The organism is Streptomyces sp. NPDC058289 (genome assembly GCF_042880975.1).
GTDB lineage: Bacteria > Actinomycetota > Actinomycetes > Streptomycetales > Streptomycetaceae > Streptomyces > Streptomyces stoeckheimensis.
The window spans coordinates 1-12,183 of sequence record NZ_JBHVYI010000022.1 but is presented as its reverse complement, the minus strand read 5'-3'; the positions used below and the strand labels follow the sequence as shown (position 1 = coordinate 12,183).

At 68.6% G+C, this 12,183-nt stretch carries 12 protein-coding genes and 1 pseudogene; 4 read left to right on the top strand and 9 right to left on the bottom strand.

Annotation, left to right across the window (positions count from 1 at the left end; genetic code table 11):
* Positions 1 to 5 precede the first annotated feature (5 nt).
* Positions 6 to 608 carry a hypothetical protein gene (locus ACFVX6_RS13820; protein WP_389691027.1) on the bottom strand — a complete coding sequence of 201 codons (603 nt, stop codon included), beginning with the start codon at positions 606 to 608 and terminating at the stop codon, positions 6 to 8.
* Positions 609 to 831: 223 nt separating this feature from the next.
* The gene (locus ACFVX6_RS13815; protein WP_389691025.1) at positions 832 to 1,209 is read right to left on the bottom strand and encodes a VOC family protein; all 378 of its coding nucleotides are present in this window, start codon (positions 1,207 to 1,209) and stop codon (positions 832 to 834) included.
* A 348-nt stretch (positions 1,210 to 1,557) separates the two neighbouring features.
* Between ACFVX6_RS13815 and ACFVX6_RS13810 the strand changes: the two genes are divergently transcribed.
* Both ACFVX6_RS13810 and ACFVX6_RS13805 read left to right on the top strand, forming a co-directional pair.
* The gene (locus tag ACFVX6_RS13810; RefSeq protein ID WP_389691023.1) at positions 1,558 to 1,800 is read left to right on the top strand and encodes a hypothetical protein; all 243 of its coding nucleotides are present in this window, start codon (positions 1,558 to 1,560) and stop codon (positions 1,798 to 1,800) included.
* A 90-nt stretch (positions 1,801 to 1,890) separates the two neighbouring features.
* Positions 1,891 to 2,223 carry a DUF6422 family protein gene (locus ACFVX6_RS13805; RefSeq protein ID WP_389691021.1) on the top strand — a complete coding sequence of 111 codons (333 nt, stop codon included), beginning with the start codon at positions 1,891 to 1,893 and terminating at the stop codon, positions 2,221 to 2,223.
* Between the two features lie 87 nt (positions 2,224 to 2,310).
* On the opposite strand, the gene ACFVX6_RS13800 is transcribed toward ACFVX6_RS13805, so the two are convergent.
* Positions 2,311 to 3,300, bottom strand: a complete 990-nt coding sequence (locus tag ACFVX6_RS13800; RefSeq protein ID WP_389691019.1) for a DUF5937 family protein — start codon at positions 3,298 to 3,300, stop codon at positions 2,311 to 2,313.
* A gap of 108 nt (positions 3,301 to 3,408) precedes the next feature.
* On the opposite strand from ACFVX6_RS13800, the gene ACFVX6_RS13795 reads away from it, so the two are divergent.
* Positions 3,409 to 3,822 (top strand): hypothetical protein, encoded by a 414-nt coding sequence (locus tag ACFVX6_RS13795; protein WP_389691017.1) that lies wholly within the window; start codon positions 3,409 to 3,411, stop codon positions 3,820 to 3,822.
* A gap of 164 nt (positions 3,823 to 3,986) precedes the next feature.
* Here the strand turns inward: ACFVX6_RS13795 and ACFVX6_RS13790 are convergent, their stop codons facing one another.
* The 6 genes and pseudogenes from ACFVX6_RS13790 to ACFVX6_RS13765 all read right to left on the bottom strand — a co-directional run.
* Complete coding sequence (locus ACFVX6_RS13790; protein WP_389691015.1) at positions 3,987 to 4,610, bottom strand: TetR/AcrR family transcriptional regulator; 624 nt, start codon at positions 4,608 to 4,610, stop codon at positions 3,987 to 3,989.
* Positions 4,611 to 4,614: 4 nt separating this feature from the next.
* On the bottom strand, positions 4,615 to 5,742 hold the full coding sequence (locus tag ACFVX6_RS13785; protein ID WP_389691013.1) for a hypothetical protein: 1,128 nt from the start codon (positions 5,740 to 5,742) through the stop codon (positions 4,615 to 4,617).
* Positions 5,739 to 7,265, bottom strand: a complete 1,527-nt coding sequence (locus tag ACFVX6_RS13780) for an FAD-dependent oxidoreductase (RefSeq protein WP_389691011.1) — start codon at positions 7,263 to 7,265, stop codon at positions 5,739 to 5,741. Before ACFVX6_RS13780 ends, ACFVX6_RS13785 begins: the two co-directional genes overlap by 4 nt.
* Positions 7,266 to 7,814: 549 nt before the next feature.
* Positions 7,815 to 9,188, bottom strand: coding sequence for a hypothetical protein (locus ACFVX6_RS13775; protein ID WP_389691009.1), 1,374 nt, complete (start codon positions 9,186 to 9,188; stop codon positions 7,815 to 7,817).
* Between the two features lie 765 nt (positions 9,189 to 9,953).
* Complete coding sequence (locus ACFVX6_RS13770) at positions 9,954 to 10,583, bottom strand: class I SAM-dependent methyltransferase (RefSeq protein ID WP_389691007.1); 630 nt, start codon at positions 10,581 to 10,583, stop codon at positions 9,954 to 9,956.
* 388 nt (positions 10,584 to 10,971) lie between these two features.
* Positions 10,972 to 11,441 (bottom strand): annotated as a pseudogene (locus tag ACFVX6_RS13765) (transposase); the annotation flags it as partial.
* Between the two features lie 101 nt (positions 11,442 to 11,542).
* On the opposite strand from ACFVX6_RS13765, the gene ACFVX6_RS13760 reads away from it, so the two are divergent.
* Positions 11,543 to 12,010 carry a GNAT family N-acetyltransferase gene (locus ACFVX6_RS13760; protein WP_389691005.1) on the top strand — a complete coding sequence of 156 codons (468 nt, stop codon included), beginning with the start codon at positions 11,543 to 11,545 and terminating at the stop codon, positions 12,008 to 12,010.
* Positions 12,011 to 12,183 lie beyond the last annotated feature (173 nt).

The following is a 12,183-nucleotide window of genomic DNA, read 5'->3' as shown; positions in this document are numbered from 1 at the left end:
CCACCTCACCGGTGACGGATCGCTGCCACTGCTGCGCGAGCGATGTGCTCGGCCTCGGCGACCGCGCCGGCCGGCTGCGTCCGGGTATCGCTGTACGAGACACGGACGATGACATTGGCCTCGCGGACCAGCACGGTCGACTTGTCCCGGTACGCCTCGGAGCCGAGACCCGGCACCGGATCCCAGCTCCGGCCGTGGGCGCGGTCCATGAGGCTCTGGAGCCGGTCGCGGGCTGCCACCTCGCCGGTTTGGGGGGACTTGAGGTGTCCCCACTGCCACTGCTCATAGCCGAGCCTGAGGGACACCGCGTCGTTCTTGGCCTCGCACACCTCCTGCTTCACCAGCACCCGCTCCCACGGATCCCGCACGGGGGTGACACCGGGCAGCAGCCGACGGGCCGGTTCGGCGAGGACCCCACACGGGTCGGGGACGTCGGCGACCTCGGTCCTGCCGGGCCACCAGGGCGCGTTCCACGGCCGGCCGGCGAGAAGGGGGCCGAGCAGCAGGAGCAGGACCATCCCGATACCCGTGCGGAACACGATTCGGCGCGCCTTGCGCTGTCCGCGCGAGAGCCGGCCGGACGGTTCCGGCAGTGTGGTCGGCGTCATGATCGTCCCCCGTCGGCGTCTGCGGCCGCGAACCTACCATCAGACGTTCACCGGGAGCCCGTGGTATCGGGGCCTGAGACGTAGGGCGAGGGCGGGGTGAGGTCCTTGGTGAAGCCGGCGTCGGCGATCGGCTTGTTCCGGCTGGAGGACGTCAGGAGGGTCGACGTTTTGGCGGCGGACACTGTGAGCTGGTCAGTCCGGCCAGTTCGTAGGGCCGGGCCGGTCACATCGGTTCGAGCACCGAGAGGACGTTGCCGGCCGGGTCCTTGAACCAGGCGATGACCGGGCCGCCCTCCTCGCGCACGATGCCCTTCTCGTCCGCCGTGAAGTCCGGGTAGCGCTCCATGCGGACCCCGGCCGCCGTGAGCTCGTCGACCGCCCGCTCGACGTCGGGCACCGGGAAGTTGAGGACGGTGAAGCTCGCGGGCTCGTGGTTGTCCTTCGGGTACACCAGCACCGCGGTGTCGTCGGCGAGGTGCAGGAAGAGCAGGCCTTCGTCCTCGGAGACGCGCACGCCCAGCGTCTGCCCGTAGAACTCCCTGGCCTTGTCGATGTCATCGACCGAGAACCCGCTGAACGGCTTGCCGCTGCCTTCGAACATGATCAGCCCTTCGCCGTGCGGTACCCCTTCCCATCGTCGCCCCGGGTCCGCTGGACGTCGAGCGGTGGGCCCTGGCGGCGCACCCGTCTGCTGCGGGGCCGCACGGGCTGTGATGCCGGCCAGTACGACCGACACCGCCGAGGGCTCGGTCCGGACCTTCCGCATGGCCCACCTTCCGCATGGCCCACCTTCCGCATGGCCGACGCTCCGCATGCGCGTGCGCACGTGTCGCGCCAAACTGAAGACGATGGGTGGGCCACGGCTGACGTACTCGCGCGGTGGTACGGCGTCGACGGCTACGACTTCCCTCGGGGTGGCACCAGCGATCCTCTGACCAAGGAGGCGGCCATGACGGAGAAGCGCGAGAGCAGGGACACCATCCCGGAGGAGTTCGACGGACTGATCGCGGAATTTCGCGCCCTGCTCGAGAAGTACCCGGGTGCGGTCCGTCATTTCTCGCTCGGGTACTACGCCGGGGGTCGTGGAGAGGAACCGGGCGAACCGGTGACGGTGGCCATTACTCAACCGGTATTCGAGTGCACCGAAATCGAGCCCGGACTCTCCATGTGCGAGCGGGTCGACGAACAGTGACCCGGGCAGCGCCCTGGCCTGCCCGAAGCCCGAACCATCTCCACGGGAGCGGATGGGGCCCGCCAATCCCCGTATCGACCGGCAGGAGCCATGATGTCCTATCGACCCGACGGTCGTCTCAGTGACGAGCATGTGAAAGCCCTCAGAGAGGCAGCACGACTGATCAGTCAGGCGCGCGGCGCAGCCGCCGACCTGCTCGCCCGGTCCGGAATCGACCCCGGTATCGCGTCACACGGGTCCTTGGAATTCTGCACCGGGGTGGTGTCCGCAAACACGCCGATCCAAGTCTGCGGGTGTCCGGGATTTCGTGGTGACCCCGACGCCTGCTTCAGCCAGTACCGGGACTTCACGGGGGAGGACATCGGCTCAGGTGCGATCATCCGCGTCTGCGGCCACCCGCGGGTGAACCACGAGGCGATCTGACGTAGCGCGACGACCGCGCTTCGGCCCGCCAACGGGATGCACGGCTCCCTGCCGACCCCAGAGTCGATCGGCGCGGCTCCGGGGGAGTCACCGGGGCTCTGGCCGTCGCCCCGGGAGGAGGAGCTCCGTCGCGAGGGCGGTCCGCCGGTGCAGCATCCACCGGCCCGAGCGGTGCGAGGTGACCAGGTTGCAGCGGCGCAGGACGGCAAGGTGCTGGCTGACGGCCGCGCTGCTCACCCCCAGGTACGCGGCGAGCTGTGTGGTGGACACCGGAAGATCGAGGTGCACCAGCAGGGCCGCCCTGCTGCGGCCCATCAGCTCGGTCAGCGGCTGCGGCTGTTCGTCACCCCGGGCGGACCACAATTGGCCGATGCCGCGCGGCGAGTACGTGAGTGTCGGTTGGTGCGGTGCGTTGTGCAGCACCAGGAGTCTTGGCCAGGCGAAGACGCAGGGCACCAGGAGCAGTCCGGCGCCGGCGGCGGAGCGCACCGCGTGGTGGCGGGGCTTGTCGATGTTCAGCTTCCCGGAGGCGTAGGTGACCTCGGGGTGCAGGTCCGCGAAGACCCTGTCCAGCCCACCGGTGGTGAGCTGCTGTGCGCGGTGTGCGACATCGGCGTCGCTCAAGGAGCGCAGCCGTGGCCATATGGGTTCGATCGCCGCGCTCCAGTACGCGGCCATGGTTGCGGCGAGTCGCGAAAGCTCGCGTTCCGGATGTTCGTAGAGGGGGCGCAGCGACTCCGGCAGGCCCTGGCCGGCTCTCATCTCGTCGAGGGAGCGCACCACCTCTTCGGCGGGGGTGCTTGCCATCGCGTCGAGTTCGTCGGCGAAGTGCCCGGTCATCGCCTCGGGCGGGGGTGCGAGGAAGTCCGCTACGAAGCGGGGCCCCTGGGCGAGCGCTGTCAGCACGCTGAGATCGACATGGGCGACCGCGGGCAGTGCCCGGGTCCGCCAGGGCCGGTGCACCATGTGCTGACCACTCCCCGCCAGTACGGGAACGCTGTGTACGAGCTCTTCCAGGGGAGACAGGGCGAACCGTATGCGGGTCAGGTCGTCGGGCCCTAACAGAAGCTGGATCACGACTGCGAGCGTAGCTTCGCGTTGGATTAAGCAGGGGCGAAATCGTGGTGCGGGGCGCCGGGTCCGGCAAAGCTCGTATTCACCAACTCGTCCCAACCAGGGGGAAACATGTCGAAGTTACGAAGCCGCGTCATGCAAGGACTGCTGACCGCCGCCCTGGCGGTGGGGACGCTCGTCGCGACGCCGGGAGCGGCGTCCGCGTCAACCTGCGGGATCAACGTGGGGGGCCACCAGGGCTACTACATCTGCGAGTACAAGCCGACGCTGGTCCAGTGGCCTGACGGCCACTACCAGTGGTTCGTCGTCGGAACCGACAACCACGTTTACGACTCCCACCAGTTGAGCCCTGGCAGCTCGAGCTGGGGCCCCTGGCACGACTTGGGCGGAGTGGCGAAGAGCGGGGTGGACGTCACCTACCTGTCGTCGTCCAGGATCGACCTCAAGGTCTGGGGCACCTACAACGGCTACTGGTGCAAGAGCTGGACCGCGTCGGGTGGCTGGACCAACTGGTGGGACTGCTGAGAGAGCCTGTAGCGGGTGCGGCGACCGGACCCGGGGGAGGTGTTGGTTCGCCTGCTCGAAGGCATGGCGGACCGTGACCCGGGTCCGGGAGGCGCGTGGAAGGTGAAGTACGAGCGCTCGCCCGGCCCTCACCACCGACACCACCGCCACCACCGGCTGAGCGTTCAAGAGCGCGGGTGCGCGGATGGCGAGGGCCGGGACAGTGCCGGGGCCAGCCAGCGGTTCAGGAAGGTGCGGAGCCGGGCTTCGTCCTGCGGTACTTCGCTCGGGTGCTGCAACAGCGAGGTCAGGAGTCGCATGATCATCTCGGCGAGGCCGTTGAGGTCGTCCTCACCGATGCCGGAGGCGGTCCAGTCGACGGGGAAGCGCTGCAGCATCTTGGCGCCGCGGTCGATGGTGTCCCTGGTGGTGGCCCCGCGGCCGAACGCGGCGGGGTCTCCGAGTTGCAGCAGAAGGCTCAACCGCGGGTCCGTGGGGATGGTCCGTACGCAGAAGACCATGCCTTCGATCACGGCTTCCGCCGGGTCGGTGATCCCCTGCAGGTGCGCGATCATCTGCTCGACGAACGACTCGGCGCCCTGGGCCGCCACCTCACCGATGATGTCGCTGATGCGGCCGAAGTGACGGTAGACGGTCTGGCGGGTGACGCCGAGTTCGCCGGCGACGTCGGACAGGGTCGTCTTCGCGACGCCGTACCTGTCAATGCAACGGTCGGTCGCGTCGATGATGCGCTGCCGTGCCTCGGCGTCCGATGCGGGAGGCCTGCCTCCCCAACCATGGTGCCCCATGCCGTCAGGATCGCACAGGCGCTGCGGTCCGTCGGGGCAAGGTCGAGCGGACTGCGGCCACGATGAGCCCGGTCCCGGCGACGGTGCACAGTGCGGCGTACCACAGGCTGCCGATCGGCGTGCCCTGCTCGGTGACGCCGTCGACCGCCGAGAAGTAGGACGGCAACGCGACCGTCCAGAGGACGATGTGGACGCCGAGGTACAGCGCCGGATAGGTCCGCGCGAATACCGGTGACACCGCCGGGGCCGGATCCGTTCGCCCCGCGCGCCAGGCTTCCGCGAGGAGGTAGAGGCCGGCTATCCAGAGCAGGGCGAGCTCGGTACCGAGAATGGCCTGCTGGATCCCCCGCTGGTCCTCGCCGCGGAAAGCGTTGCTCGGCAGACCGGCGATCGTCATCGCCCACGGTGTCAGGACGCCGGCGGCGACGGTGCGCAGGCTGATCTGCCGGCCGGTCAGCGTGCTCCGGCCGTCCTTCGCGCCGACCAGCCGGACGACGAGGTAGGTCATCGCGCCGAAGGACACCGAGGCGAACAGGAACATGCTGTTCATCGGGACCGAGGCGAGCGCCGGCTCGTTGATCATCTTGTTGTCCGGGTTCCAGGCCCACCATTTCAGCTGGGGTCCGAGCTGATCGAAGATCTCGTAGAATGCCTGGCAGACGAACGCGACCACCAGTGAACCGGCCAGGGGCCCGCGCCGCGCGAAGACGCCGAGGACGCGGACCAGTTCGTAGGCGAGCTGCGACAACGCCGGATAGAAGGCCACGATGTAGAGCGGCAGCCGGTCGTACATGAACTGCACGGTGAACACGTTGTGGGAGAAGATGAGACCCACGTCCTTCTCCAGGCCGAACCAGCCCGGGAAGTACAGCGGCGGCTCGATCACCGCGAGGTAGACGACCGAGGCGAACCACAGCGAGATGTTGATCGGGTCGCCGTCGCGTCGCCACCGTCGCCACGCATGGATGAGGGCGAACACCGCGCCGCCGATGACGAGCAGCTCGAGGAACGGCATGGAGGCGTTCTCGAGGCCGAACGGGTTGCGGAACTCCACCACGGGATCGGCGTCATGGCAGGAGAAGCCGAGCCCTTCGGCCAGGCGCTCGGCCGCCGAGTCGCATGAATAGCTCATCCCTTGCTCCTCGGGGGAGTCGGCGACAGGGCCGCTTCGGCGAACGGTGATCCGCCGGCGCGGGTGTGACCGGTGTAGTCGGTGCCGGGCGGGTCCTGCCGGTCGTCGAACCCGCCGGGCACGACCGTGCGTCCCAGCCGCTGACGCACCTTGTAGCGCACGATGCCGAACCAGAACCGCGGATCGGTGGTCATCTCCCTGAGCGACATGTCGAGGTTGAAGACCTGGGCGAAGGTCCGCTCGACGTAGGCGTCTTCGCGGCTGGTCGCGTTGATGGCGTTGAAGATCGGCCAGCTGAGGCGCGCGGCCAGCTTGCGGCGCCAGGGAGCCACGACCTCACTCCCGGTCGCGAAGTCGTAGGCCTGGTCACGGGCCATGGCGAGCATCCAGGGCACGTCGAGTGACTTCTTCTGCCGGGTGAGGAACGTACGGAAGAAGGCGAGGTCGAGTACGTCGTGGCCTTGCAGCATCTCGGCGAGGATGAGCGCAGAGCGAGCCGCCGAGCTCATCCCCTGGGCGTAGAACGGGTTGAACGCGCAGATCGAGTCACCGACGCAGACCAGCCCGAGAGGCGGCTGGTCCAGGAGGTCGAAGCGACGCCACTTGTTGCCGGTCGAACGGGTGAGGTGCACCTCGGAGGTCGGAGTGCAGGCACGCGTCGCCTGCCCGAACGCCGTGGCCCGCACCCGGTCCACCGCAGCCTCGAAGGTGTCGATCTCGTGGGGCATCCGAATGCCCCACGCCCCCATGCACACGATGGCGCGGTCACCCTCGATCGGGAAGAAGTTGCTGAGGAACTCGTGCTCCTCGGGATGGGCGCCGGTGTCCTGGGTCGGTGTGATGACCAGATGTTTCCACCACCACGACTCCGGACGCCGCTCGGCGGGCGGCAAGTCGTACCACCTCGAGGTGTAGGTGACCTTGGCGTCGAGGGTCTTCTCGGGCGGCGTCGGCCATCCGGCCGTGCTCAGCCAGTCGGCCACCGAAGAGCCGCGCCCCAGCGCGTCGACGACCAGGTCGGCGGGAAGGTGGCCCGAGTCGCCGCCCATGCGGTACTCGACTCCCTCGACGCGGCCGCGCGCGGTGCCGACCCCGCTGGAACGAAGACCGGTGACGGTCACGCCCTCGCGGATCTCGATGGTCGGGAACCCGCGGACCATCTCGCGCAGGACCCGCTCGATGAGCACGCGGGAGCTGTAGACCATCGTCATCGACCCGGACTTGCGCGGGGCCCAGCCCTCGTCCTCGCAGTACGCCGCGTCCATCGACGGCATCAGGTGCATCCCGCCCGCGGCGATCAGCGCGTCCTCGAAGCCGGGGAAGATCTCGCCGATCGCGCGACGCCCGGAGTTGAGGAGGAAGTGCGGGTGCTTGCTCTGCGGCACCCCCCGCCGGTGCTGCGCGTCGGGCGGGAGCAGGTCCCGCTCCAGGACGATCACCTCGTCGAAATGCCTCGCGAGCACTCCCGCGGCGCACAGCCCCGCGACGCTGCCGCCGAGCACCACGGCCGTTTTGCCTTGCATACTTCCTCCATTCATACATGCAATGCGTGAATGTATGACCAGCGGGGGGAAGTTAACAGGCACGGTCCCAAAGAGCCATCCCTTCACCGGGACGTTCGATGGGACCGCGCGGCCCTGCGCGCCTGCGCGAAGGCCCAAGGGGCGGGAGCTGACGGCTCCCGAGGTCGTCGATCAGCCTCTGGAGTACCGGCCCTTCGCCTTGTGAGAGATGAGGGCCCGTTTCTCGGCGGTCACCGCGGGCCGGCACGTGGACAGCCTCACCCGTGTCCCCTACGGGGACCCTGCGCGAGGCGAAGCGCCGAGGGCGCCGACGGGTGACGCTCGGCCGTGGCATCCACTTGTACGGGCATGTGGTCAACGCCGGACTGTTCAGCCCCATGCGCGGCTCGCCATCGATGCCGTACCGGGGCGCCCGGTCGAGCCCGGAAGCGGCTCGCACCAGGCGGACCGGGTGGTTCGCTTCGACGGCGGACGGGCACTATGAGCATCCCGTACGCGGTGTCAGCCCGATGCGTGGGTATCCCGCCACCCGTGACGGTCAGTGGCGGACTACGGAGCGTCCAACTGAGCCTTGCTGTGGGCATAGAGAACGCGCTCGCACACGAGGCCCAGGCATGGCGCCGACTTGCCGTCGTCGATGGCATCTGCGTTCACCGCGGGACCGTAGTGCTCGGAGACCGACCACAGGCGTCCCGCACCGCGTTCGTAGTAGAGGTCTTCGGCGCCAGTGGCGGTCTTGATCGCGCTGCCGTTGGACACCAGCACGCCGTTGCTCCACTTGTAACGCCACAGGTTGCCGGGGTCGTTGTGGCCGGCGCTCTGATTGACGTACAGGTTGTCGCCGATCGCCAGCGCACCCTGGGCGCCGCCGTTCGTCATCGGCAGGTAATTGGCCCAGCCCTGGGCCGGTACCTCACCGGAACGCTTCTCCAGGTCCTTGACGGGGAACGAGGCGATCCGGCCGGGCGACGGGTAGCCGCCTTCAGGACGGCAGTACTCGCCCATGATCAGCCGGTCCGGGGTCTTGCTGCGGTCGAGCGACACGTAGGACGCCTTCGGAGCGCCGGTGCTGACGCACTTGAACGCCCCCGTGGGATTGGACTGGTCGGCCTTGAACTTCCAGGCCGCCACCTGCGGCATCACGTAGCGGTAGCCGAAGCTGTACCAGACGTTGTTCTGGCGTCCGACCTTTGTCTTGTCCTGGACGTTGGAAGTGGTCTTCACCCCGTCGGTGTCCGCGCCCATCTCGTCACCGGCCTTGCCGTCCCCGTTGGGATCCAGGTCCATGATCTTCTCCATGTCGAAGATCCGGATGCCGTTGCGGGTGTCGGCGACGTAGAGGTAGTGGCCGTACCAGACCATGCCGCCGGCGTGCAGGCCGTTCTGCATGTCGATGTTCGGGTCCGGCTTCGTCGAGCCTTCGGCGGAATGCACTCCGTCGAAGGAGATGTGGTGGGAGTTGTTCTCGTACGCCCAACCCAGCAGTACGTGCCGGTACTTCACCGTGCCGTCGGCCCGGCGCTGCACGAAGGAGACGCGCACACCCTTCTGGTTGCAGGCGTCGTTCGCCTCCAACTCGTCGGGGTTGCAGTCGCCGACGTCGTTGCCGTTGCTGTCTCGGCCCGGGTCCCAGTTGTCGTAGGACGCGTAGAGCTGAATGTTCGTGTCGTTGCCGGCGCCGTACTGCTCGTTGTCCGCGGCGTCCGAGACGCCGGTCATGGCCTGCGGGATCCACTCGCGCGAGGTCGAATCGTCGCTCTCCAGGCACCACTTGAGTGCCGGAGCGGGTGCGGTTCCGAACGGATCGCGGCTGCACGACGTGGTGTTGACGGTGCGGTTGGCATCGGCGAGGAGCTTCGAGACACCCGACTTGGGCAGTACGCCGTCGAGGCGCGCGACGCGGTCGGCGGTCGTCCCGTTCATTGCGCCGGCCTGCAGGGTGAAGTCCGCGGGGTCGGCCTTGCCGCCTGGGCTCGTCCATGCCCGGGTCCCAACGAGTGCCGCATCGCCAGCCGTTGTCTGCGGATCCTGGTGCCACGATTCGGGCAGCGGAGGAGGGGTTTCCTCTGAGTGGGCCGGGGTCGACAGGCCGGTCAGGGTCAGCGCGACTGCGGTGGTGGCCGTCAGCCACGCCCGGCGTATTCGGGTGGGGGACGTGCGCCGGGACATGCGTGGGGACATGCGTGTTGCCTCCGTTGTTGCTGCTGCGACAGCTGACTCGAACGAAGACTTTCAGGACGCTTGGAAGGAAATCAAGAGTGATCGGTGGGTCAACCACGTACACCCCGCGAGATATGTGCCGTTGTTCCGGAGCATCCGGTTCCGGGGTGACGCTCCACGTCACGCGGGGCCCATCCAGGCGCCGTTGGCGGTTGCGTTACCCCGCTGGATGGCGCCCGGCTGGAGTTCCCCCGCGTCGACGACCGGCTCTTCGGCCGGCGTCACCGCTACGCCGCGCTACCGAGACGGGCTGGGCGGACCTGCTGCCCGGTGACTACGACGCCATGGGCTTTCACGACACTGAGACGTGCCGGAGCTGGTCGTCCGCACCGAGAACGGATACCCCGCACACAAGGGCCGGAGCCGTCGGCCACCTGCCTCACCTGACGCGCCCCCTCCGTCCGTTATGGCGGTGCGGGTGTGGCGGGCGCGCGTACGCGTCCCCGGCGGAGCCGGGCCACCGGAAGGTCAGGCGGGTCGTGTCGCGTAGCAGAAGAAGTGCTCCTCGGGCCCCGCGAGGGGATCTGCGGGTACGAAGGACGACGTGTGGTGGTGGAGCACTTCGAGGCCGGCCGCCGTCAGCTGCCGCAGGTGCTGGTCCGCGGACAGGCTGCTGACGGTCACCGGATGGCCCATCCACTCGATGTCCAGCTCCCGGATGTCTCCCGGAACTGTGGCCAGTACGAGGTACCCACCCGGCGCGATCCAGGACGCCATTCGGTCGAGCGCGGCCGAGACGTCCGACTGGTCCATGACCAGGAGTGGGAAGAAGGAGCACACGGCGTCGAAGCCGACCGCCTGGGGGACGTACGTGCGTACGTCGGCCTGCTCGAAACGCGCCCCGGGAACCCGGGCACGGGCCGTCTCGACCATGGCCGCCGAGACGTCGATCCCGGTCACGGCATGCCCTGCACGGACGAGCACCTCGGCCGTGGGCCGGCCGGTGCCGCTGCCCACGTCCAGCACCTGAGCTCCGGCGGGCAGCCGCCCCACGAGCCAGTCCAGGGCCTCCAACTGTGCGGGCACGGACCCGAACAGGTCCTCGTACCGCTCACCCAGCGCGTCGAACACCTCCGCCGCGCTCTTGCGTCGGGTCATGTCCCCTCCTCGTGTCGGCTGTTGCCACGCTACCGGCCACATTGACCCGGCACCCCCGCTCTCCCGGTGTTGACGGCCCGGTGATCAGGCGCTGTAAAGCCGGAACTCGGTGACCTGGTCGCCGGGCCAGCCCGTATTGGACGTGAAGACGAGCCGCAGGTGGCGGGCTGCCGCGGGGCCTGGCAGGTCGTGCACAGGGGCTGGGTGATGGGCGAGTCGTGTCCCATCCGGGAGCCGGGGCTGCGCGACAACGTGGGCCGGCTCCGCTCAAGAGGCTGTGCTGTTCCGATCTGCCAGCGGCGGCTGTCGCCGGTCAGGCACGTCGGTGATCTCTGCGACCCCAGGGGGTGGCAGCAGGGCGGCCACCGGTTCCCCGGACCCGTCTGTGCCGTGGTCGACGAACGGCCCGCGCCGAGCGGATCTCGGTCGGGGCCTTCGGTCCGGACGCGGCGAGCACGCCGATGAGACGGGAGATGGTCGGGTCGGAGGCCACCGGGCCGAACACGTCGGGCTCGGCACGCAGCATCGCCGCGTCCGCCAGGCAGTCTCCGCCCAACGCCGTCGCGAGCGCGACATCGAGGAGGATCTTGCCCGGGGTCGTGCACCGCGCGACGCTTCCGCCACGGCGCCACGGCGCCACGGCGCTACGGCGCTACGGCGCTACGGCGCCAATGCCGCCGATATCGCACCGTCCAGCCCGGATTTGCGGACCGTCTCGACCAGCAGCACCGCCCCGGCCTGCGAGACCACCCCGCGGCCGTTGCCCTCGACACGGCCAGACGGATAGCACCCGCACCTCTTTCTTCGCCTGGAGCGCGCCGACTTCCTGCTGCGGACAGAGCCTTCGACACGTTCCATCCTCCCAGGTCAGGAGTACACTCACTGAATTTGATCAGCTATCGGACGCCGCACTCGACGAAGTGTCACGTGCTCGACCAGCCGCAGGAGCCACCACCGAAATGATCTCCCTCCGCGAAGTCCTCGATAGTGATCTGCCCACCTTTTGGGAGCACCTCTCTGATCCCGAGGCGCAGCACGTGGCCGCGGTCACCAGGAAGTACCACTACGACAGGGCGCTCTTCGACAACTACTGGGCCAGGATCCGTTCCAACCCCGATGTCCTGATGCGCACTGTGCTCGCCGACGATGAGGTGGTCGGCCATGCTGCGGTGTACGGGCCGCCGAACGAACGCGAGGTCACCTACTGGATCGGCCGAAATCACTGGGGCCGCGGCATCGCCACAGCGGCGCTCACGGTGCTGGTCGATCTCGTCGGAACCCGGCCGTTGCACGCCCACGCAGCAGCCGACAACGCAGGCTCGATCCGCGTACTGGAAAAGTGTGGCTTTGTGATCACGGGCCATGGCAGGGGCTTCGGCCAAGCGCGCGGCGGCGAGATCGACGAAGTGCTCCTCGCTCTCGTCTGAGATCCATTGGCCGTTACGCCCAGCCTGGAAGCATCGCGGAGACACCCCGGGCTCCATCACCTCCTCTCCCATAGGCGACAGGTCTGTCAGAGGAGGGCTCTCCACGAGGCCCCGCCGCCCCCCCCCCCACCCCACGGGGGCGGGGGCGGCGGGGGCTCCCCGGATACGGAAAC

What these genes read in the sequence shown, in the direction of transcription:
- ACFVX6_RS13790 (WP_389691015.1), bottom strand. Translation starts at nt 4,610, where the DNA reads ATGGGGCACCATGGTTGGGGAGGCAGGCCTCCCGCATCGGACGCCGAG.
- ACFVX6_RS13785 (WP_389691013.1), bottom strand. Translation starts at nt 5,742, where the DNA reads ATGAGCTATTCATGCGACTCGGCGGCCGAGCGCCTGGCCGAAGGGCTC.
- ACFVX6_RS13760 (WP_389691005.1), top strand. Translation starts at nt 11,543, where the DNA reads ATGATCTCCCTCCGCGAAGTCCTCGATAGTGATCTGCCCACCTTTTGG.
- ACFVX6_RS13815 (WP_389691025.1), bottom strand. Translation starts at nt 1,209, where the DNA reads ATGTTCGAAGGCAGCGGCAAGCCGTTCAGCGGGTTCTCGGTCGATGAC.
- ACFVX6_RS13820 (WP_389691027.1), bottom strand. Translation starts at nt 608, where the DNA reads ATGACGCCGACCACACTGCCGGAACCGTCCGGCCGGCTCTCGCGCGGA.
- ACFVX6_RS13775 (WP_389691009.1), bottom strand. Translation starts at nt 9,188, where the DNA reads ATGAACGGGACGACCGCCGACCGCGTCGCGCGCCTCGACGGCGTACTG.
- ACFVX6_RS13805 (WP_389691021.1), top strand. Translation starts at nt 1,891, where the DNA reads ATGATGTCCTATCGACCCGACGGTCGTCTCAGTGACGAGCATGTGAAA.
- ACFVX6_RS13770 (WP_389691007.1), bottom strand. Translation starts at nt 10,583, where the DNA reads ATGACCCGACGCAAGAGCGCGGCGGAGGTGTTCGACGCGCTGGGTGAG.
- ACFVX6_RS13795 (WP_389691017.1), top strand. Translation starts at nt 3,409, where the DNA reads ATGTCGAAGTTACGAAGCCGCGTCATGCAAGGACTGCTGACCGCCGCC.
- ACFVX6_RS13810 (WP_389691023.1), top strand. Translation starts at nt 1,558, where the DNA reads ATGACGGAGAAGCGCGAGAGCAGGGACACCATCCCGGAGGAGTTCGAC.
- ACFVX6_RS13780 (WP_389691011.1), bottom strand. Translation starts at nt 7,265, where the DNA reads ATGCAAGGCAAAACGGCCGTGGTGCTCGGCGGCAGCGTCGCGGGGCTG.